Genomic DNA, 21,799 nt, shown 5'->3' on the forward strand with positions numbered 1-21,799 from the left:
TTCATAGAAAAAGGGACACTCATTATATAAGCATCCCTAAATATCTTAACTATATTATTCATTTTCATCTATAAATTGCTTTGTGTACCCTACATCCAGGTAGACACCAGCCGAAACACTCATGCGATCAACAAGACGCTTTTCTCTTGAAAAATCAGGTTTCACTTCAAAGGTCCAAAACTTAACAAAGTGTGTAAATTCAACGATTTCTACATAGATTTCCTTTGTAGACAAACAATCGTCTCCACATGGCTTGAGGAGACAATAATGATGTCGTTTGAACCTATTGGGGCCTTGGCGGCAGGATGAATCAACAGTCCGAAAAAATCGGACTGTTGAAAGTAAACTAAAAGATAAAATGAAAAGTAATTCAACTGGCTACAACTTGTAGCCAGTTAACAACACTTTCAGTACAATTCTATTTTGTTTAAATCAGCAATCCTCAACCATCCTTGCCACTCGGCCACCGCATTTTTGACAGAAACCGTTTAAAACTACTCCAAATCGGTCATCATGAATACCATAATCCACAATTGTTGTAACGCCACATTTTGAACAAAATACATTTCCAACAAGTAATTCTTGTACATTTAGCGGTACATTTGACCATTTTTTCAATGCCTTAATATCGGATACTCTTGGCGACTGCATGGATTTACGGTAATCCACAATCTCTTTGCAAGCATCCATCATACATTCAACCGCACTTTCGTTATGGTATTTAATTTTGACGCACCTTTTACCCATGGATGCAGATGGCACTAATTCTTTTATCAACGAAAGTACCATCATATCGTCAGTGTGGAAAGTAAAATAATTCTTTTGGGCAGCAAATGCTATGAAGTAACCATCCCCATTATAAGTTGGTATTTTATTGCTTAAACTCTCTTTCACATCCGGGAAGACTTCTCGCATGAAGTTCACCATTGAAGTAATCCATTCTTTTTTAGGCGCATCTAGTGAAGCTATATAATCATCAACAAATTCCATTTTCTTTTCCTCGCTTTAATATCTCGTATACCTATCAATGTCAAATTAACTAAATACTTTTAAGCTGTTCAAAACATCTTTCAAGAACTTTGGACTCTTCCCACTTCACTGAACGAATTTGTTCATCAATAAAAGAAAAGAGCTTTTCAGGATATTGAATTGCCCAAGTTACACCTAAGCAGGCTTTGAGTTTTAATCGGTTTTTGGATAAATATTTGCTGGCAATTGGATGAATTTCATCTATATAGGAAATGCTTCTTTCAACAATCGCTCTATCTTCTTCCTTTTCTGAAATTGCTTCTAATAGAAGAGTTTCCAAAGCACCAGAATCGACCATTGCTGACTGAATTTTATCGCTAAAGAAGCTTCTAAAATTATCCTTTCCGCCCACACCACAAATCAAAAGACTTTCATTTTCTTTGCGATACCAATAAGCAGAATAGCATCTGTTTTTCCTTCACATAAAATCAACTTATTCATAGGCGTACCTCAAACCCAAACTGTTCACGGTTTGCATAAACATGCCTTCCCGTTAGAACCCTAGAATAGGTTTTCAGTTCTYTGTTATCCTTTTTAAAAGTAAGCACACTAATATCGTCRCTTTGCTCCTGCYGTTCATAATCTTGTGTAGCAAGTAATCCATCAATCGCTTCGATGCTATGTGTTGTTAMAAAAACCTGAACATCAAATTGCATTGAAGCTTTTACTAAAAATTTAAAAATGTCATCATAATATTTTGAGTGAATAGCCGTTTCAACTTCATCAATGAGTAGCACACCACCTGCTGCTTGAGCAATAGCATTAGCTAAAGACAAAACCTTTTTAATGCCATCGCCATATGTTGATATCGGCATATTACCAAGTTTTGTGTGCTTGATGTATTCAGTAGACCGGCCATTTTCTTCATTTTTCAAAATTAACAAGTCGATAATTTCAGAATCGAATAATTGTAGTATTCTCAAGCATATTTCTTTATAACCATCATTTCGTAAAATACGATCAAATACGAATCCTCGAACATGATCTGTTGGTGAAAGATAAACAATATTTAAAAAGCTGTTTTTCTTGATTTCTCTTCCTGAAGTTGAAGCATATGCATCAATTTCGACATCTAAGCTTTTCTTATGTCCTGAGATTTCGTATATAAGCTCACCACTAAATGCCTCCACCTCAACAAGATCTGTGTCAATGTCCCGCATCATGCGACTGCGTTTAGGCGGGTATAATTTTTTCATAACATCTTCAGGATCCATCATGATCTTTTTCTGCTCACCTAATAACCTATAGCCTACACTTTCGCCCTTGCAAACCGCATTGAGTGCTATTTCTTTGTTCGATGTATCCTGAGGAAATAAATTGATAAAGCTTTCATATACTGGCGTGCCACTAAAGAATGCAGTTGTATCTCTCATTCGTGCGAGCCTCAGTATATTAGTAAAGTCATTTGGATTTCTGAGTAGTAACAACGCTTCCAACACACTTGTTTTTCCACTGTTATTGTCACCCGCTATGATATTAACATGATTTAGATTCTCAACTGCAAGATTATGGATTCCACGAAAATGCCCGATATTTATACTTTCGATATGAATAGCCATTACAACACCTCCTCACGGTCTGCAAATTCAATTATTAAACGTTTACCAAGACCATCAGCAATTTTTTTAAGTGTTGCGATACTGGGTCTATAGCTTCCGTTTTCAATTTTACTGATATTGGCTTGGGAAACACCCGATTTTTCTGCCAGATGTTTTTGAGTAATACCAAGTTGTGTGCGAACAGTGCTTATTAATTCACATACTTCTGATTCAATATCATAATCCAGAAATATTGGTTTGTCATCCGTTTCTACCAGTTGAACTTCTTTTAGTGCTTTATCGAGATATGATTGTAAGTCGCTCATTGTGAACCTCCTGATTTGATCTTATGAGTTCATAATATATCTTATAAAGTATATTGTCAACGTTTTATATATTTAATAAGATATAATCATATGATTCTCATCACTTTTAATCTTTATAACCAGATGATTATGATGAATGCTAATACTAACAACTTTTTCCATTACAATATTTTCATCATAAACCTCAGAAACAAATAAATCAGCAAGTTTCCTCTTAATCCACTCATCATTTATAGTCGGTGACGTTGCACACAATTCTTTCCCTTTTTCAATTCTAGTAGCACATCTCCAAACAACTTTCCCTCTTTCAGTTCTTCTCCGATAAGAAGCACCACAATCGCCACACGCCAACAAATTTCCCAGAAGATATTTCCCGTTGTACTTGCTATCACTTGGGCTGACTGTTCCATCTTCATGATGAACAACCCTTGAGCGCTTGGCCATTTCTTCTTGAACTCTACCAAAGACTTCAGCGGTAACAAGTGCAGGATGACTTTCACTTACAAAATACTGTGTTCTCTGACCATTATTTTTAACTTTCTTGCCTGTCATAAAATCTTCAGCAAATGTTTTTTGAAGCAATGTATCCCCCATGTACTTTTCATTTTTAAGCATTTTCTGAATTGTAGTAGTATCCCATTGATCTTTCCCAGTGACCGTTTTAATGTCCATCGATTCCAAATACATTTTAATCTGTCCAAGTGTTAATCCTTGCAAATACAATCCAAATATCTTTCTCACAACTTCAGCTTGTTCAGGCACAACGACAATTTCACCATCAACACAGGAATAACCCATGAAGTTCTTATACTTCTTGAAAATATCACCCTTTTCAAACTTCCTCTGAAATCCCCATTGAATATTCTCGCTGATATTTCTGCTTTCATCTTGTGCAAGCATACTGCGAAGCGTAATTTCAAATTCCTTTTCTTGTTTGATTGAATCCAAATTTTCATTTTCAAAATGCATATTAATCCCTCGCTCCCTTAGAAACCTTATAATTTTTAGTAATTCCAATGTATCTCTAGAAACTCTGCTGATGGACTTAGCTATTATGTAATCGATTTTGCCCCTTTTAGCTTTTCTCAATAAATCGTCAAGTCCTGTTCTTCCCGTACGCCTTAAACCACTACCAATGTCATAAAATACACCAACTAAAATCCAATCGGAGCAGCTTTCAATCATGTTCGTATAAGTTTCAATTTGTATTTCAAGGCTACCAAATTGAACTGGTCCCGAGGTGCTAACCCCACAATAAGCCGCTACTCTAAGCTTTCTATATTCGATTGTCTTGGCTGGTATGTAGCGGATTTTTTTCATCTCTGCTTCCCCTTATTGCTATATTGATCATGATTTTCAAATCTGCGAAATAAAAAAGGACATGAAAGCATCTACTCTCATATCCTTGATTATTGCATATTATTTTCTAGTCATTCAAATTAGCCGTTTTTACGTTGCAACAGGACTATGGATTCTACATGCGGCGTATGCAGAAACACGCCCACTGTTTTTATGCGTTTTATTTGTATAATTATTCATCGCAATAGCTTTAAAGGCTGCTTTATACTCATTTTCTCTATTTTTATGCATAAATATTATGTCATCATTATTATCGCTTCAAGGGTTCGTTGAAGGAGTCACTCTGAATCAGTCCTTATTGAACACATCAATATATCGCTTATAGATAAAAACCTTCTTACGTGTTCGATTGTCGAAATTACTTAAAATACCTTCTTCACAAAGTCTTTCAAGCAATCGACCACTCGTTGCTACGCTAATATCCAATTTCTTTGTAGCTTCTTCAATGCTGATTGTTGGCTTATCAAATAAGCCTTCGTAAATAACAAGGGCATTTTCACTGGTTCGCCCCATTGCATTGATTTTTTTCAAATCTTCTTCCCGTATAGCTGTAATGCTTCTTGCAATATCCACTGCCTCTTGAGCCGTTTCAATGACTCCTGTTAAAAAGAATTTGATCCAAGTTTCATAATCACCCTTCGCATGAATATTAGATAAGCATTCATAGTAGGCCTGTTGATTTTTCTTTATGAATTTTGACAAATACAAAGTAGGTTTGTGCAAAATATCATTGGCAGCTAAATAGAATGCAATGAGCAGTCTTCCCACACGCCCATTTCCATCCAAGAAGGGGTGAATCATTTCAAATTGACTATGGATTAGAGCCGCTTTTACCAGTGATGACATACGATCATTTTCATGCATGAACTTTTCAAAACTGTCCAAGCAGGTATTCAAATACTCAATTGAAGGGGGAACATAACTTGCTGTACTGATTGAATAACCGCCAATCCAATTTTGAGATCTTCTGAATTCTCCAGGCGTCTTGTTTTCACCACGAACACCTTCCATAATAATGCCATGTATTTCTCTAATCAATCTTAACGAAAGCGGTAGCGTTTCCAATCGTTCAAAGCCATAACTTGTCGCTTTCACATAGTTCTCAATCTCTTTTACATCATTGGGTACTTCATCAGACATACCTGCTTCTGCCTTAATCAAGTCTGAAAACGTTGCTCTTGTTCCTTCGATCTGAGAGGATAATGTTGCTTCCTTTCTTGCATACATATAGACAAAATAGCTTGGCGAAATTAGGGTATCTGTCACTTCATCTAGTCTGCCAATATATCTATTAGCTTCTGAAATCAAATAAATCATTTCATCATCATATTGAATTGATGGATTCTGAGGTGGAAGTGGTGCAGGTATAAAGCATGAATACTCTGCGTTACCACTACCCACTCTTAGTTTCTGGCCTGCTCTATTTTCCACATTATCACTCCTCAGTTTTACCGTTAAAATGATTATACTTTATTTTTATTTGCATTTCAACCATCTAAATGCAAACAATTGGTTGTTGCAATCATTTTATAGCTTGTTTTGATGCAACCATCTTTTTCATTGCAATATCTGTTTCGAATTGTAGAATATCGTGCTAAATACCTCCCATGTTGTTTGTTTCCCTGATTTCACTGTTCAAATCTATTCCCTCCTATTCATTTCGTCGCATTAAAAAAAGCCACACATCCTACAAATTATTTTTGTAGAAAGTAGCTTTATTTAAACTTTACTTGGAACACTGTCGCTCCGTATTTGGCAATGAGTATTGAATGAATGATTGCTTTGAATGCCTGATCACCTATTAAAAACTTATCGGCAATTTCATCCATTCTGATATATTCCCTTGCCGTGTAGATGGTCTTTGCCATTTGGTAGATGGCATAGCTATCAGTATTGATGCCGTTTAGATTCATTTTTTGGAAATCAAAACTATCGATATAAATAGGATTCTTAGCTGCAGACCAAAGTTTATCATCAGCGGTCAGTAAAAATAATACAGCTAGTAGAATCGAACTTCTCTTTTCTACCGGAATCTCTTGCAGTCGACACACTGAATCAAATCTCGTTCTGTGTGTTGGGCTTATGAAAAAATCACTCGAGCAGTTTCTAATTAAATTGACCTGATAAAGTCAAAATTATTTTATTTTTTTTGCATTTCAAAAAGGATATTTCGAGGATTTGTCGAATAAGTATAGTATAAAAACTTACCTAGAAAGGAACAATATTATGCTTATACTAGACTATCCAGATTGGGAAAAACCAACACTTTTCGGAGCATTTCTCCCTAAAATACTTTTTGAATTAACACCTGAGCTTGTTGAAATTGATAAACTTTTATTAAATCCGATTTTTGAAGAACCTATTGTCTCTAAATTCAACACTTTATTAGGAAGACCAACGGTTCCAGTACGCGTCTTTATTCGCATGATGGTTCTTAAATTCTTTTTGTGTATCAGCTATGAAGATTTATCAGAAATCGTGACTAAAACGCCGATGTACAAACGATTCTGCCATATTCCTCTGGAAATGGATGCCCCGACTGATACTGCCATGATGAAGATCACGAAAAAATATGGCGAAGAAATCATTCGAGAGTTAAACGACAACTTCATCTTGGAACTTAGAAAAACCAAAGTCATCAAAGGAAGGAAAATCCGCTAAAAAAAAACGAAAGAAATGAAACATAAACTGCTGAGTATCAATAAGATTGTGCGTCGTAGAACAAATGAAACAATCACGGAAGTAAGATCTATAACGGGTACAATGGCCAACATGGCTAAAGAAACTCTGAAGCAAGCAAATACCATGATGAAAAAACTCGTTGCAGAATCAAATAAAGATAAATCACTGAAGCATGTTTTATTGGAAACAATTCAGGCTGTTGAAACCGTCATAAATCAAACGGAACTCGTCAACACAGGTGGTAAACCTGAAAGCAGAGTCGTAAGTATAATAGATACAGACGCCAGACCCATTTCAAAAGGAAAACTTGGTAAACGTGTTGAATTTGGTCACGTTCTTCAAATTGAAGAAGATGTCAAAGGTATTGTAACAGTCTATAGTGTTCACAAGGGCAATCCTTCAGACAAAACATTACTCGTAGATGCATTGTCCTTACTGGGCGTTAAATACATCAGTGTGCCAAAGCCGGGTAAAAAAACCAAAAGCCGGCAGGAACATGAGAATACAAATAAATTTAAGAAACTTCAAAATTTTAGAGTGGGTGTTGAAGCGCGCATCAGCTGCCTAAAGCGTTCTTTCGGAATGCGCAGAAGTTATTTGAGAGGTCATAGTGGAACCTCTATTTGGTGTGGGTATGGCATCTTCGCTCACAACCTTCGGAAGGCAGCTCGGCTGCTTATTGAATGAAACACCTCAGCAATGAGGCATAATATGCCAAATTGCGCTTCAAGTCGCCATGAAAAAATCAATAATGAACCCAAAACATCTTTGTTGTAGGAATTCCATTTTCTGTAAGAGTTACATGCTCCCAAGATTCCTGCATCCGAAACAGTCCATATTCTTTGCTAATTGATATTTGCTTTTTACTACTTAAACTTGAAGCCTCCATATACGACAAGAGATTACAGGCTGTGGTAGGTCCACAGCCTGATTGTTTTTGCCAATCTGAATGATACCATTCCTGTTCACACCCATAAAAACACTTTTCTGACCTTTCTTCAACTCGATAAAAAGTTTCTGGACTTTTAAGAGATTTTTCAATCATATTCATCACACATTTCTTTTGCCAAGATTGACTTTTATTTCATGTTATTCATCATTGACATCATCATAGACATGTCCATATTGCAATCTTTCATCATATCTTTACAGTAGGGTATCATTTCTTTCATCATTGCTTGCGGATTTTCACTAAATATTTTGCAAAACTCGGGCATGATTTCTTTAATAAAATCTAATTTTTCATTTTTGCTAAGTGAGTCAAATTCATTCTTTAATTCTTCCATTTTTTTATTCCTCCAATACACAATTTTTAGTCTGCTACTAATAAAGGCAACTTATTCACCCGTTTCACTCAATAGTTTATCTGCAACTTCATTGATCTTTTTTATCGGAACTTGCTTTACTTTATTAGCCATTTCTATCGCTTCTTTTATTTCTTCTTTAGGAATACCCAATTCAACACATTTTTTGTAATGCCATTCTAAACAGGGTATGCAATTACCACCTATTGCAGCACCAAGCGCAACAAGTTCGATTGTTTTTATGTGTAAACCCATTAGTACACCTCCCTATCGATTCGTTATTAACTTTCTCCACAACCACTGAAAGAATGAAAAGCCTCTTTAGCTCTCGCTCTTTTCATAGGTTTTGAAGAAAGTTTTTCCAAATTGGCTGTAATACTACTAAGTTCTCCATAAGGAATTCCTATCAGATTTTCTCCGTCAGTAACGTCTGTAGCTTCTCTACAACCATAGCAGCCAAGCGTAGAATTTAATTTCCCTGATGTAAACGGTATTACTGTTGAATCAACGCAGGTTGCCTGGAAAATTGCTGAATTGAATTCTAGTCTTTCACCTGTTTCATATATGGACGCTAAGGAAAGCCACATGAGATGTTCCGGCTTTGATTCAATTACCACAACATCCGGTTGCACTTCCATCGTCTCTAACGGACTTAATACTACTGCAGTGTACTCACCCTGACCAAGTCTAGTCATTCCAGACATAGCTTTTGCACCAGCTTCAAGTGTTGCAAAAAGACCCATATTATAAAGCATCTGTCCAGAAGATAACATTTCAGGCAGTGGCTTTAAACCAAATGCAGCCGCTGATGCCGGGCATGCTATATTATCAGACGTTATCATTATTTTTTCGCCTTTACCAGCTCTCATCAGTGCTTGACAGTATCTCATTTTAGTAGAAGAATCATATCGATCCTTTAGTTTTGACAAATCATTTTCTTTTACGAATTTAACTCCTACAGGCTTGCGCTCCAGAATCAAGATGTCCTTAATTGTGTTATTTACCTTAATCATATTATCCATCATTATTATTTACCCTCTCTTTCACATAATTTACATTGTTTCACTTTTTCATTCAGTTTTAGTTTGTCGCTACACAAATTTGGATGTTCATCAATATTTCTAATTATTGTACTCATGATCTCAGATGCTGTTTTGTTTTCTATGTTTAAGTAGTAAAACACCCACTGGCTTTGCCTTTCATCCCGAACTAAATCTGCATCCCTGAGCTTAGCTAAATGTCTAGACACCTTTGGTTGCGATTCACCAATTACATCACATATTTCACAAACACACATTTCTTTTTGAAAAAGCAGCGCCATAATTCGAAGTCTTGTATCATCAGATAGTGCTTTAAAAAATTCAGCTAAATCAATCATCGTTAGCCCTTCTATTCTGAGAGAAACCCATCAATAATATTTTGGATTCCCAAGGGAAGTCCGAGTGGGCAAACCATGTTAACCGTTTCATTATCAACCAGATTAAGGGCTACTTTATTTGTCATCACACCTACATTACAGGCTCCTTGGCAAGGTAAAATACCTATTTTCATTATTAATTCCACCTTTATATATGCTTATACGTATATGCATATATTATTCTTAAAAAAATACTATGTCAATGCTTTTTTAGTAATCCCCTTGATTGTTTAAATATACCAAGAGGATTTACTAAAAAGGCAGGGGAACTTAACAGCATCCTGATGATGCTTCATCTTGAATTGCTAACTCTCCATTCTCCACTGTTATTGTTACAGTATCAGATCTTTCCTTTACATCATCCTCCATTAATACTGATATGCCATTGATGGAAGTGGGTTCATCACCATCTTCTAGTTTTGCTAAGTTGAATACAAGAGAAGTTCCACAGCATGATTTTTGCAACACAGCTTTTAAACAGTCACAGTCATTTGATCCGAATGCTCCTTCAAGCATTGTTTTAGCTTCGTTTGTAATTTTCATTTTCATTACCTCCAATTATTTTTTATCAATCATTTATTTTCAATCATTATAGATTCATACCATTCGTTTTAAGATAATAAAGTTTTTAAATTTTCACCTTTTATTTCATCAGTATTCCAAGGGATTACGGCAAAGTTTCCATTTGAATGCGTGTCAACCTTGTTGATCCATTCAATCTCATTGCTTGCTTTTGCTGAGAGCATCTGATTTTTGACACCAATATCTGCGAGTTCAACCGATGCCCTTTCTGCCTCTACCAACGGTGCTATTTCTGGACGTGAAACCAACACAAGAGTTGTTAGGTCGTCATCTGACAAGGTTGCAACAGCTTTTTTATAAACCTCTTTCTGACTTTCAAGTCCTGAAAGCTGACCCAAACAGGATGCTCCATGTGTATTCTCACTAATAAAATTGTCCCAAGCAGAAGGTAATTGTAACATCCTGAGTGTATGACCCGTAGGTGCAGTATCAAAAATGATGTTGTCATATTTTGTTTGAATCTCTTCATCAGTAATAAATTTTGAGAACTCATTAAATGCTGCAATTTCAACCGTACATGAACCAGATAGAAAAAAAACGCTTGGGTTATTCCGAGAGGCTATTTGCTCTCTTTGGAGGTTTGGGTGGTATGAGCTGAAAATAACATCCTTTAAAACAGCCAAGAACGTTTTCATACTTGTATGATAAGTTGAATTTACAACGTCCTCAAGGGATAGCATAAGATCAACAGAAATATCACTCGCATAATATTTGTATAAGCTATCAATCCCATTTTCGGTTTTTCTGATGCACTCTAGAAGCCACTCTCCAACCGTAAAATATACAAAATTATCACCGGTAATCCGCCTAGCATCTAACACTTTGACTTTGTCTGAAAATCTAAGCTTTAATAGTTGATTTAATTCATCTTCTGTATATTCATCACCCGTGTGATTTCTAAGATATATCTGTGCAAGACATGAGATGTTAGATTTCATATCTAGGATAATTCTATTTAGGCGAGCATAAATACATTGACGCACAGTTAAATCTCTCTTGTTATTTGGAATATAGACTTGTGTTATATAAAACATAAAGTTGATAATATAGCCTATCGAGAATTGAAACAACAAATTATACCAATGTTCTGCTCCTACGAATAACTCTGGTAAGTTAATAGTAACGATATATGAAATGATAATAATTATAGAAAAAATAAAGGTTTTCAAGCTTAAAAGTATCTACCAAATAATTACCTAGATATTTTTTAATCTCTAAAACCTTTTGATTCCAAGCCTTTTCAGTTTTTCTGCTTCTCCATTTTTGACATCAAGACAACACACTCCACATGCCTTGAGTAGACAAAAATGATGTCGTTGGAACCTATTGGGGCCTTGACGGAGGGGAGTCGCTCTGATTACAAATATATATTAACTGTCAGGAGAAACAAGTTGCTCAACTTTATCGGTAATCTGTATTTCTAATATATGCAGTACTTCTACCAACACCAGTTTTTATAATATAGCTATTCTTCAACAAGTCGGAAAGCGTAAGTTCAACGGTAGACATGCTGATGTCTGGGCATTTTTCGAGAATATCTTTCTTAGATAATTTTTCTAAGGTATTGTCAAATAATACTTTGATTCTTTCAGTCTTTGAAAGTGTTCTGTTATGCAAATGTTCAACTCTTGATGAAAATTCTTTATAAGCGCTAAGAACGATTTCTAGATAGTATTTCACAAACGGCAAATAGCTGTGTTTGGTTTCGAGCCACTCTCTTGAGCTATCTTCAAGCTTTTCGTAATAAGTTATTTTCGTTTTCTCAATAATCATTTCCAAGCTGATATACTTACCAACAATATAGCCTGAGCGATAAAGTAATAAAAGCGTCAGCAGTCTGCTCATCCTACCATTACCATCATTGAACGGGTGAATGCAGAGAAAGTCAAAAATGAACATTGGTATCAACAACAGTGGATCATGTTGTTTTGAGTTAATAGCCTCTATGAAAGCACTCGAAAGTCTTTCCATGGCATCAGGTGTTTCAAATGAGCTCAATGGTTCGAATCGAACACGTTCCTTACCGTCTATGATTTCAGCTATGACATTATCCGAATTCTTGAATCGCCCACCTATTGACATCGGATTGAATTGATAAAGATCTCTGTGGAGCTGCAGAATGACGTTGACTCTAGGATTCATATAATCATAGTTTTCATGAACCAACTGAAGAACTTCACGATAACCTGCAATCTCTGATTCTGAGCGATTCCTTGGTTCAACTTTTTCTTTTACAATGGCCTGAAGCCTGTCATCTGAAGTATAAATCCCTTCAATCCGATTGGACGCACCTGTACTTTGAACCTTTGCAATTTCAAGCATCGCATTTAAAATATCTGGTTTTGCTTCAATGAAAAGCTCTTGCTTGCCCTTATATTCATGAATTGCTGCAAGCAAATTAATGATTTCGCTACAAAGTAGTTCACTTGGAATCTTACTATAGTCAAATGCACGCATATTCCACCTCTTTCTGCACAATACATATTTATATGCATTATTGTACCATTAAATTATGCATATAACAAATGCAATATGCATAAAGAAAAAATGTTGCTGCATATTTTCTTCCGATTAATGTGCAGTAACCAATCTTCTTATGCAGATAATAGAACTAAACTACACACAGGAATATCTATATTGATATTCTGCTAGTGCTCTAACACAAGAAGTGATAGATGTCTTTGGTAAAATAGAATTAAGCAAAACGGCAATCAAAAATGACAAAAAATAATTGCCAGTACAATCCCAATAAACTATCCTTTTAGGTAGACAAACACTTAAAAGGGGTGAAAGGACGTGCTGACAATTACTCAAATCAATTATATACGAAAAATGTACTTCGATAAAGGACATTCTGTCTCAGAAATTGAAAAAAGAACAACACATTCACGTAACACCATATTGAAATACATTGAGAAAGAAGACTTCAACGAAAAGCAGCGTTGCCAAAAGGAAAACCGCAAATCAGATTTGGTTCGGCCATTTGTGCGCCAAATATTGCTTGAAGACAAAAACAAACGAAGAAAACAACGTCATACAGCCAAGCGCATCTATGAGAGAGCACTGGATGAAATACCTGAACTTTGCCAAATTAAAGAACGGCAAATGCGGACTGTTGTCGCTGAAGAGCGCAAAGAAATTTATACAGAAAACGTATGCTTTTTAGATCTTGAGCATCCTGGCGGAGAGGCACAAGTAGACTTTGGTGAAGTCGACATTTATGAAGATGGCAAGCTTGTTAAAGCACATGAGTTTGTAATGACGTTTCCATCAAGTAATGCAGGCTTTTGCCAAATAACYAAAAGTGAGACAATGGAAGCAGTCTGCGATAGTATGGAGAAAATATTCAATCACATTGGCAAGGTGCCCTATAAAATCTGGTTTGATCAAATGGCTGCCGCTGCGTTACGGCAAAAAGATGAACATGGCATCGTAATGGCAAATCCACGCTTTCAGAAATTTGCAATGCATTATGGCTTTGAAATTAACTTTTGTAACCCGAACTCAGGTAACGAGAAGGGATCAGTCGAAAACAAGGTAGGTTATTTTAGAAACAATTTGTTTATTCCTGAGCCCCAAGTACATCACTTAGATAAATTTAATAAAGAATTGCTGGTACGCTGTGATAAAGACAATGAGCGGGCACATTACAAACACAAGCCTGAAACTATCCAAATGCTTTTTGATAGAGAGAAAGAACACATGCACACTGTTAATACCAAAGCTTACGATCATGCCCGTGAAACAATAAATCATGTTTATAAGAATGGGCATATAAAAGTAAATTCCAATGAATATTCTGTATCCCCTAGTAAAGTAGGTGAAAAAGTAATCGTCAAATACTATGCTAATGAGCTGATTATTTATGATTCAGGTTATCGTGAAATCACAAGACACAAGCGTTCATTTGAAAAAGATAAAAAATTTACCCACTGGATCGATTTCATCACACTGGTTTCAAGACGGCCAAAGGCACTTAAATACACAGGTTTTTATAGTCTTTTGCCCGATGTATGGCAAAATTATACTTGCACCTTAAAGAAAGAGGAAGTAAGTGAGGCGTTGTCATTTCTCAAATTTTGTTTACTTGAAAAAGATTTTGACTTTGCCAGCAAGGTACTTGAAGAAAATATTAAGCAGGCAGTGTATTCACCTAGCGCTCTGTGGACAACGTACTACAGATTAAGTGAAAATAAGGCCCTTTATCTACAAGGAACAACRGATACACTTCCAATGCTTCCAGGATACGCCATACACCTCGATGATTATGATATGCTGTTAGTAGGTGGTGTGTCATGAAACAAGCCATTACAAGGCTACAACAGCGGTTAAAACTAAGTAGCAATCTCATTGACCTTTATGAGACAATCCCATACGAGTCAAAGGATCAGTTCATTCACGATTTTCTTCTGAAATTACTAGAAGAGCGGCAAGTGAATATCATCGACAGAAACATGAAGCAAGCTGGTTTTCCTGGTAAAAAGACACTTGAAAGTTATGATTTTTCTAGGGTTATTTTTCCAGAAAAACTTACTCTTGAAAGTCTTACTGAACTCGATTTTTTAGAAAACCAACAAAATCTCATTTTATATGGGAACATAGGTGCGGGAAAATCGCATTTAGGTGTAGCACTTGGTATTAAAGCTATTCAGCACCAAAAGTTGGTGTATTTCTTTACTGTCCACGATTTAGTGAATCGCTTGGTTGAAGCACGAGAAAATGGAACGCATGGAAGGTTAATGAAAAAACTTGAAAAGGCTCATTTACTCGTGCTAGATGAGTGGGGCTATCTACCACTGCATCAAGAAGGTGCTAGACTGCTGTTTGAAGTGGTGAGTATGTGTTACGAACGAAAAAGCATTATCATAACGACGAATATAGAGTTTAGTCACTGGAAAAACTTTCTATTCGATGAAAAACTTACTGCAGCGATCATTGATCGGGTGATACATCACTCTCATTTACTATTCTTTGATGGTCCAAGCAGACGGAAACAAGAAGCTCTATTAAAATAATAAGACTATCGGATTGTACTGTTCAAATTATTTTGCCATTTTCGTCAAAAAACTATTGCCAAATACAAAATAGCGGAAACGTTAGACGCCATCGCACGAACACATTAAGAAGTATAATTAAAACAGACGAATATATTTATTCAAAGTGTGCCATATTCAAACTGTTGAAACAAATTTTGAAAAGATCAGAAAAGACGGTTTAGTCCATTGTGATCGAGGTGAAGATAATGGTGTGACTCTAAGGCGCCTCACCATTAATGCACGACACCAAATTGAGACTAAGAGCATGCGACAGCGTCTAACAGAGGATTCTCAAAATGCCTTTATTGGCATGCCTCATGCGAGCCTGAGGCAAGAGTCACGCCAATTCTCCGCTAATCGCTTGTCACCGTTTTTGTGAACTTGGATCAAAAACGTCGCCAAGCGAACGCCGAGACCAAGGCACTTCGAGAATCCCCGAAACGTTATCACGAAACCGCACAAAGAAAGTTGAAAATTTAATATGAGCAAATAGATGATACTAAGACATACCGTATAATTGTCTAAAAATCATCACGATTATAAAAGAAAAAAGAAGTATTGGTTAATAGTAATCTAAAGGTGCGATAATGGCGAGACCCTAAGGCGCCCCGCCATTAATGCGCGATGTATTTTAAAGACTAAGTGCATGCGGCATCGTATAACAGAGGATTCTCAAAATGCCTTTATTGGCATGCCTAATGCAAGCCTGAGGCAAGAGTCACGCCAATTCTCAGCTAATCGCTTGTCACCGTTCTTGTGAACTTGGATCAAGAACGTCGCCAAGCGAACGCCGAGACCAAGGCACTTCGAGAATCCCCGAGACGTTAKCACGMMAYCGCACRAASAMAKTWGRAARTWTAATAWRAGCAAATAGATGATACTAAGACATACTGTATAACTGTCTAAAAATCATCACGATTATAAAAGAAAAAAGAAGTATTGGGTAAATGTGATCAGAGGAAAGATAACGGCGAGACCCTAAGGTGCCCCGCCGTTAAAGCGCGATGTATTTTAAAGACTAAGTGCATGCGGCATCGTATAACAGAGGATTCTCAAAATGCCTTTATTGGCATGCCTCATGCAAGCCTGAGGCAAGAGTCACGCCAATTCTCAGCTAATCGCTTGTCACCGTTCTTGTGAACTTGGATCAAGAACGTCGCCAAGCGAACGCCGAGACCAAGGCACTTCGAGAATCCCCGAGACGTTAGCTGAAAAAGCAGTCAAAAAATCAGGAGAAAATTATGGAGAAGTATTCATCGGTTAAAAGTAGAACTTACGAAATAATTGAAAAAGCACAAAAAGGTGACAAAGCGAGCAAATACTTTGATTCTATAATTTTACTTCTAATTATTTCAAACACAATTTCAATAGTTCTAGAATCATTTAACTCAATTTATTCCTTGTACTATTATCAATTTCGTACTTTTGAAATAATCTCGGTAGTTATATTTACAATCGAATATGCTTTAAGAATTTGGACAGCAGATTTGCGATATCCTTCTTCAAAAACTAAAGTTGGAGCAATATTCAAATATATGTTTTCAACGATGGCAATGATCGATCTATTTGCGATATTACCATTCTATTTACCAATGTTAATAAAAGTGGATTTAAGATTTTTAAGAATGTTTAGAATTTCTAGATTACTAAGAATTTTAAAAATCAATAGATATACAAGAGCATTGGGCTTAATAACTGGGGTAGTAAAAGAAAAGAAAGATGAGCTATTAGCCACCGTATTTGTTATGGGTTTTATGATAATGATTTCATCAACAATGATGTATTATTTTGAATCAGAGGTTCAACCAGATTCATTTCCGAATATAGTTGCATCATTTTGGTGGTCAATTGCAACGCTTACTACGGTAGGATATGGTGATATTTATCCAATAACAGCAATGGGCAAATTATTTGCAAGTATAATTGCAATATTAGGTATTGGACTAGTAGCATTACCTACGGGAATTATTAGCTCTGGGTTTATAGAATTGATTACTAAAAAAGACATTGAAAAGACAACTATTATTTGTCCACATTGTGGAGAATCAATTGAGCATGATCTGTAAAACGACTGCTTCAACAGCTAACACGTCGATTACCGGAAATTCATCTGATGTCATAGCCCTTGCGAGGCAAGGACTACGCCACTTTTCCCCTAAGGGTGAAAAGGATGAACTTCGGTAATCGCGGGAACGTTAGCCGCCATCGCACGAACACATTAGGAAGTATAATCAAAACAGACGAATATATTTGATCAAAGTATGCCATATTCAAACTGTTATAACTCATTTTGAAAAGATCAGAAAAGACGGTTTGGTCCATTGTGATCAAGGGCAAGATAATGGTGTGACTCTAAGGCGCCCCACCATTAATGCACGATACCAAATGGAGACTAAGAGCATGCGACAGCGTCTAACACGTCTATTTCCAAAATCACCTATCGTCACAATCGTTGCAAAAGGAAGCAACGATCGCGCCAATTCTCACTGTGCGCTTGTCATCATTCTTGCAAAAGAGACTTATTTTTTTTAGGGCAAGAATGCCGCCAAGCGCCCAGCGAGAACGGTGACTTCGGAAATAGCGGAAACGTTAAGCGCAATGCGGGGGTTTTGGTTTACGCTATCGAAATAAATTTTGAGTAAAGCCTTTATCGAGTAGCTGATTTGGTTCAAAATAAATTGACGCTATCTAGGTGCAAGCGTGCATCAAGTCTTGGTCATTATTGGATTAAATATAATATGGAATTGGCATGATCTGATTACGATTTGAAATTATTAAGAAAGCCAGTCAAGCATGATTATTCTAAGTAAATTTGATTTAGCGGTTTCATAAAGGCCGGAAGCTGAGTCACATTTGGCAGTAGGTGTTAGATGTTCAGTTTTAATTTGATAGGTTTCATAAAAGTATTCGAGTCGGATATAATTTAAATGGAGGTTTTAAGTGTAACTGTGAGAAATGAAATTAGGATTTTGGTTGATACATAGATTTGTTATGTGGTGGGTTTAAGGCTTTCTTAGACCAGCAATTATGAGTCTAAAGGATCAGTTTCAAACGGTATAGAAAAGAAAGCACAACGCCTAACACGCCTATTACCAAAATCACTCTGATGTCACAGCCCTTGCGGAGCAAGGCCAGCGCCACTTTTGTCCTAAGGGTCAAAAGGAGTGACTTCGGTAATAGCGGAAACGTTATATGAAACTAGCAATCAAAGGCATAAAAAAGACCATATTAATAATGGTCTTTACAAGAGGCAATATAAATATTATTTTTATCAGATTTATAAACCAATCGATGTTCATCATTAATTCTTCGACTCCAATAGCCACTAAGATTATATCTCAAAGGTTCTGGTTTACCAATACCTGATGAATACCCATCACGTTCAATGCTTTTGATTAATTCATTTATACGTTTAACTTTCGATTTATCATTGTTTTGCCAATAGAGGTAGTCGTTCCAAGCATCGTCAGAAAAAAGTTTATTCATCTATTAAATCTCTTTTTGAAGATTTACCTTTTTCAATTTGGTCAATACCAGTTTTAATTTTATTATAGATATCAGAATTGCTGAATATTCGAAAGTTTTCCATCATATTGTTGTACTCTTCTTCAGACATAAGTACAACATTATCACCTCTTGTTCTGGTTATGATTACTGACTCAACATCGTTAATCACTTTATCACAAATTTCTTTAAAATTACTACGAACTTTTGAACTAGAAATAGCGATCATAATATCACCTCCATATATTAATTGTACGATAGTTTGTACGAAAAATCAATACATTGCAATGAAATGATTGCTAGCATCACATAACACGTCAGTTACCGGAAATCACTCTGATGTCACAGTCCTTGCGATGCAAGGATTGCGCCACTTTTGCCCTAAGGGTCAAAAGGAGTGACTTCGGTAACTGCGGGAACGTTATCACGAAACCGCACAAAGAAAGTTGAAAATTTAATATGAGCAAATAGATGATACTAAGACATACTGTATAACTGTCTAAAAATCATCACGATTATAAAAGAAAAAAGAAGTATTGGGTAAATGTGATCAGAGGAAAGATAACGGCGAGACCCTAAGGTGCCCCGCCGTTAAAGCACGATGTATTTTAAAGACTAAGTGCATGCGGCATCGTATAACAGAGGATTCTCAAAATGCCTTTATTGGCATGCCTCATGCAAGCCTGAGGCAAGAGTCACGCCAATTCTCAGCTAATCGCTTGTCACCGTTYTTGTGAACTTGGATCAARAACGTCGCCAAGCGAACGCCGAGACCAAGGCACTTCGAGAATCCCCGAGACGTTATCACGAAACCGCACAAAGAAAGTTGAAAATTTAATATGAGCAAATAGATGATACTAAGACATACTGTATAACTGTCTAAAAATCATCACGATTATAAAAGAAAAAAGAAGTATTGGGTAAATGTGATCAGAGGAAAGATAACGGCGAGACCCTAAGGTGCCCCGCCGTTAAAGCACGATGTATTTTAAAGACTAAGTGCATGCGGCATCGTATAACAGAGGATTCTCAAAATGCCTTTATTGGCATGCCTCATGCAAGCCTGAGGCAAGAGTCACGCCAATTCTCAGCTAATCGCTTGTCACCGTTTTTGTGAACTTGGATCAAAAACGTCGCCAAGCGAACGCCGAGACCAAGGCACTTCGAGAATCCCCGAGACGTTAGACAAAATTTTAAACTTTAGGAGATAAATATGGAAATATGGATAGATACAAGTACAGAAATAGATAAACTATTTAAAATTGAAAATGATATTATTATTCCTAAAGACGACTACCTAAAAGGTATAAAAAACTATGCACTTGCAACACTAGAGCATTTAATTGGTGAATTAACAAAAGACATAAAAAATGATGAGTTAATTATTTATTTAAATAGAACACTAATCTCCATTGTTAGTATGGGAAATGACTTCTATTTTCACACGATAAAAGAGATTAATACAATCTATAATAATTATGATGATGTAGACAATCTAATAGATTATATAAATGATAATTATTGTGATAATTATTTAAGCGATACAGAGAAACAAATAATAAATGAGATTGCATCAATGAATATTTTTGAGTATATGTGGAAATCTGATTATGTAAAATGTGACTATAAAGCTATGAGAACGTTTGCTTTATTAGCTTATGAAGTATTGGTAGTTGGATTAGATAAATATATAAATGGAATTTCTCTAATTGTTAGCACTGATGGAAGTATTGAAAAATGGGCATTTCATGTATCAGAAGCTATGTGCGAAAATATTTTTTTTGATTGGGAGTCTTCAGATAAAATTGACCATTATAGTACTATATATGATGTTAATAATTATGGCTTGTTAAAATCATCTGTTCTTGAATTGGCATCAGCTCATGCTTATGAAGATGAGTATTTAAATACAGAAAAATCTAAAGGGAGCTATAGTATTCCGGTTAAACAATATTGTGGTGTCCTTGAGCAAGAATTAAATAGTTTGTTAAAAATTAAGAACAGCGCCCATAAATATCTAATGTGGAAAGATTTGAAAAATCACATTAGAAATAATAATATTAAATTGCTAAATTATGATGGTGATTTGTTTAAGTTATTGAAAGATGTTCACCCGATTAGAAACAAAGCAATGCACGGAGAGGTCATAACTGAAAATGAGTATATGATTTTGAGGAAGTATGTTAACCGGGAAATATTTAAAGCAATTTCGGAAGAAAAAATGGATTTATCAAATAAAATAATACACCCAACAGTAGAGGAACTTTCAAATATTTTATAAGATAGTTTAAAACCTCGCCTAACACGACATTTTCCTAAATTCCTTCTGATGTCACAAGTCTTGCGTGGCAAGTCTTGCGCCACTTTTTCCGCTAAGGCGTTAAAAGGAAGGAACGTCGGAAACTGCGGGAACGTTAGCCGCCATCGCACGAACACATTAGGAAGTATAATCAAAACAGACGAATATATTTGATCAAAGTATGCCATATTCAAACTGTTATAACTCATTTTGAAAAGATCAGAAAAGACGGTTTGGTCCATTGTGATTAAGGGCAAGATAATGGTGTGACTCTAAGGCGCCCCACCATTAATGCACGATACCAAATTGAGACTAAGAGCATGCGACAGCGTCTAACACGTCTATTTCCAAAATCACCTATCGTCACAATCGTTGCGAAAGGAAGCAACGATCGCGCCAATTCTCACTGTGCGCTTGTCATCATTCTTGCAAAAGAGACTTATTTTTTTTAGGGCAAGAATGCCGCCAAGCGCCCAGCGAGAACGGTGACTTCGGAAATAGCTGTCTTTGGTAAAATAGAATTAAGCAAAACGGCAATCAAAAATGACAAAAAATAATTGCCAGTACAATCCCAATAAACTATCCTTTTAGGTAGACAAACACTTAAAAGGGGTGAAAGGACGTGCTGACAATTACTCAAATCAATTATATACGAAAAATGTACTTCGATAAAGGACATTCTGTCTCAGAAATTGAAAAAAGAACAACACATTCACGTAACAC

General features: G+C 36.1%; 26 protein-coding genes and 1 pseudogene. 7 read left to right on the top strand and 20 right to left on the bottom strand.

Annotated elements, in window-relative coordinates; genetic code table 11:
* Window positions 1–54: 54 nt before the first annotated feature.
* The 9 genes from F3D3_RS22105 to F3D3_RS22140 all read right to left on the bottom strand — a co-directional run bounded on the left by F3D3_RS22105 (window position 55) and on the right by F3D3_RS22140 (window position 6,303).
* Entirely contained in the window at window positions 55–234 is a 180-nt protein-coding gene (locus F3D3_RS22105; RefSeq protein WP_069876614.1) for a hypothetical protein, read from the bottom strand.
* Between the two features lie 198 nt (window positions 235–432).
* On the bottom strand, window positions 433–990 hold the full coding sequence (locus F3D3_RS24805) for a DUF1801 domain-containing protein (protein ID WP_242877188.1): 558 nt from the start codon (window positions 988–990) through the stop codon (window positions 433–435).
* 49 nt (window positions 991–1,039) lie between these two features.
* On the bottom strand, window positions 1,040–1,381 hold the full coding sequence (locus tag F3D3_RS22115; RefSeq protein ID WP_139132182.1) for a hypothetical protein: 342 nt from the start codon (window positions 1,379–1,381) through the stop codon (window positions 1,040–1,042).
* Between the two features lie 85 nt (window positions 1,382–1,466).
* Window positions 1,467–2,588, bottom strand: coding sequence for an ATP/GTP-binding protein (locus F3D3_RS22120; protein WP_069876616.1), 1,122 nt, complete (start codon window positions 2,586–2,588; stop codon window positions 1,467–1,469).
* The gene (locus F3D3_RS22125; RefSeq protein WP_069876617.1) at window positions 2,588–2,893 is read right to left on the bottom strand and encodes a helix-turn-helix domain-containing protein; all 306 of its coding nucleotides are present in this window, start codon (window positions 2,891–2,893) and stop codon (window positions 2,588–2,590) included. The genes F3D3_RS22120 and F3D3_RS22125 overlap by 1 nt, the downstream gene beginning before the upstream one ends.
* A gap of 72 nt (window positions 2,894–2,965) precedes the next feature.
* Window positions 2,966–4,213, bottom strand: coding sequence for a recombinase family protein (locus F3D3_RS22130; RefSeq protein WP_069876618.1), 1,248 nt, complete (start codon window positions 4,211–4,213; stop codon window positions 2,966–2,968).
* A gap of 129 nt (window positions 4,214–4,342) precedes the next feature.
* The gene (locus F3D3_RS24375; RefSeq protein ID WP_175438461.1) at window positions 4,343–4,483 is read right to left on the bottom strand and encodes a hypothetical protein; all 141 of its coding nucleotides are present in this window, start codon (window positions 4,481–4,483) and stop codon (window positions 4,343–4,345) included.
* 57 nt (window positions 4,484–4,540) lie between these two features.
* The gene (locus F3D3_RS22135; RefSeq protein WP_084389242.1) at window positions 4,541–5,683 is read right to left on the bottom strand and encodes a Fic family protein; all 1,143 of its coding nucleotides are present in this window, start codon (window positions 5,681–5,683) and stop codon (window positions 4,541–4,543) included.
* 284 nt (window positions 5,684–5,967) lie between these two features.
* Complete coding sequence (locus F3D3_RS22140; RefSeq protein WP_069876620.1) at window positions 5,968–6,303, bottom strand: hypothetical protein; 336 nt, start codon at window positions 6,301–6,303, stop codon at window positions 5,968–5,970.
* 175 nt (window positions 6,304–6,478) lie between these two features.
* Here F3D3_RS22140 and F3D3_RS22145 point away from each other — a divergent pair, with 175 nt between their 5' ends.
* Together F3D3_RS22145 and F3D3_RS22150 are read left to right on the top strand one after the other, a co-directional pair.
* Complete coding sequence (locus tag F3D3_RS22145) at window positions 6,479–6,913, top strand: transposase (RefSeq protein WP_069876621.1); 435 nt, start codon at window positions 6,479–6,481, stop codon at window positions 6,911–6,913.
* A 15-nt stretch (window positions 6,914–6,928) separates the two neighbouring features.
* A complete protein-coding gene (locus F3D3_RS22150) occupies window positions 6,929–7,621 on the top strand; it encodes a transposase (RefSeq protein WP_069876622.1) in 693 nt (230 codons plus the stop codon).
* Between the two features lie 58 nt (window positions 7,622–7,679).
* On the opposite strand, the gene F3D3_RS22155 is transcribed toward F3D3_RS22150, so the two are convergent.
* The 9 genes and pseudogenes from F3D3_RS22155 to F3D3_RS22190 form a co-directional block, all read right to left on the bottom strand.
* Window positions 7,680–7,985, bottom strand: a complete 306-nt coding sequence (locus tag F3D3_RS22155) for a hypothetical protein (protein ID WP_069876623.1) — start codon at window positions 7,983–7,985, stop codon at window positions 7,680–7,682.
* Window positions 7,986–8,013: 28 nt separating this feature from the next.
* A complete protein-coding gene (locus F3D3_RS22160) occupies window positions 8,014–8,220 on the bottom strand; it encodes a hypothetical protein (RefSeq protein WP_069876624.1) in 207 nt (68 codons plus the stop codon).
* Window positions 8,221–8,271: 51 nt separating this feature from the next.
* Entirely contained in the window at window positions 8,272–8,493 is a 222-nt protein-coding gene (locus tag F3D3_RS22165; protein ID WP_069876625.1) for a carboxymuconolactone decarboxylase family protein, read from the bottom strand.
* Window positions 8,494–8,519: 26 nt separating this feature from the next.
* The gene (locus F3D3_RS22170; RefSeq protein WP_242877189.1) at window positions 8,520–9,263 is read right to left on the bottom strand and encodes a DUF169 domain-containing protein; all 744 of its coding nucleotides are present in this window, start codon (window positions 9,261–9,263) and stop codon (window positions 8,520–8,522) included.
* 2 nt (window positions 9,264–9,265) lie between these two features.
* Window positions 9,266–9,616 carry a metalloregulator ArsR/SmtB family transcription factor gene (locus tag F3D3_RS22175; RefSeq protein WP_069876626.1) on the bottom strand — a complete coding sequence of 117 codons (351 nt, stop codon included), beginning with the start codon at window positions 9,614–9,616 and terminating at the stop codon, window positions 9,266–9,268.
* Window positions 9,617–9,627: 11 nt separating this feature from the next.
* Complete coding sequence (locus F3D3_RS23580; RefSeq protein WP_084389243.1) at window positions 9,628–9,789, bottom strand: putative zinc-binding protein; 162 nt, start codon at window positions 9,787–9,789, stop codon at window positions 9,628–9,630.
* 136 nt (window positions 9,790–9,925) lie between these two features.
* A complete protein-coding gene (locus F3D3_RS22180) occupies window positions 9,926–10,198 on the bottom strand; it encodes a hypothetical protein (protein WP_069876627.1) in 273 nt (90 codons plus the stop codon).
* A 197-nt stretch (window positions 10,199–10,395) separates the two neighbouring features.
* Window positions 10,396–10,767, bottom strand: a pseudogene (locus F3D3_RS23585) (ArsA-related P-loop ATPase); the annotation flags it as partial.
* Between the two features lie 871 nt (window positions 10,768–11,638).
* Complete coding sequence (locus tag F3D3_RS22190) at window positions 11,639–12,694, bottom strand: Fic family protein (protein ID WP_069876629.1); 1,056 nt, start codon at window positions 12,692–12,694, stop codon at window positions 11,639–11,641.
* Between the two features lie 375 nt (window positions 12,695–13,069).
* Here F3D3_RS22190 and istA point away from each other — a divergent pair, with 375 nt between their 5' ends.
* From istA to F3D3_RS24965, 4 genes are all read left to right on the top strand, one after another.
* Window positions 13,070–14,536: an IS21 family transposase gene (istA, locus tag F3D3_RS22195; RefSeq protein WP_175438361.1), complete on the top strand. Its 1,467-nt coding sequence runs from the start codon at window positions 13,070–13,072 to the stop codon at window positions 14,534–14,536.
* On the top strand, window positions 14,533–15,252 hold the full coding sequence (gene istB, locus F3D3_RS22200) for an IS21-like element helper ATPase IstB (protein WP_069874115.1): 720 nt from the start codon (window positions 14,533–14,535) through the stop codon (window positions 15,250–15,252). The genes istA and istB overlap by 4 nt, the downstream gene beginning before the upstream one ends.
* A gap of 1,262 nt (window positions 15,253–16,514) precedes the next feature.
* Window positions 16,515–17,339 carry an ion transporter gene (locus tag F3D3_RS22205; protein ID WP_069876630.1) on the top strand — a complete coding sequence of 275 codons (825 nt, stop codon included), beginning with the start codon at window positions 16,515–16,517 and terminating at the stop codon, window positions 17,337–17,339.
* Between the two features lie 334 nt (window positions 17,340–17,673).
* Entirely contained in the window at window positions 17,674–17,805 is a 132-nt protein-coding gene (locus tag F3D3_RS24965) for a hypothetical protein (protein WP_255364416.1), read from the top strand.
* Window positions 17,806–18,501: 696 nt separating this feature from the next.
* Here the strand turns inward: F3D3_RS24965 and F3D3_RS22210 are convergent.
* Window positions 18,502–18,759 carry a Txe/YoeB family addiction module toxin gene (locus F3D3_RS22210; RefSeq protein WP_069876631.1) on the bottom strand — a complete coding sequence of 86 codons (258 nt, stop codon included), beginning with the start codon at window positions 18,757–18,759 and terminating at the stop codon, window positions 18,502–18,504.
* On the bottom strand, window positions 18,752–19,006 hold the full coding sequence (locus F3D3_RS22215) for a type II toxin-antitoxin system Phd/YefM family antitoxin (protein ID WP_069876632.1): 255 nt from the start codon (window positions 19,004–19,006) through the stop codon (window positions 18,752–18,754). Before F3D3_RS22215 ends, F3D3_RS22210 begins: the two co-directional genes overlap by 8 nt.
* A gap of 984 nt (window positions 19,007–19,990) precedes the next feature.
* On the opposite strand from F3D3_RS22215, the gene F3D3_RS22220 reads away from it, so the two are divergent.
* Entirely contained in the window at window positions 19,991–21,058 is a 1,068-nt protein-coding gene (locus F3D3_RS22220) for a hypothetical protein (RefSeq protein WP_069876633.1), read from the top strand.
* The last annotated feature ends 741 nt before the right edge of the window (window positions 21,059–21,799 follow it).

This window comes from Fusibacter sp. 3D3, from assembly GCF_001748365.1.
GTDB lineage: Bacteria > Bacillota > Clostridia > Peptostreptococcales > Acidaminobacteraceae > Fusibacter_A.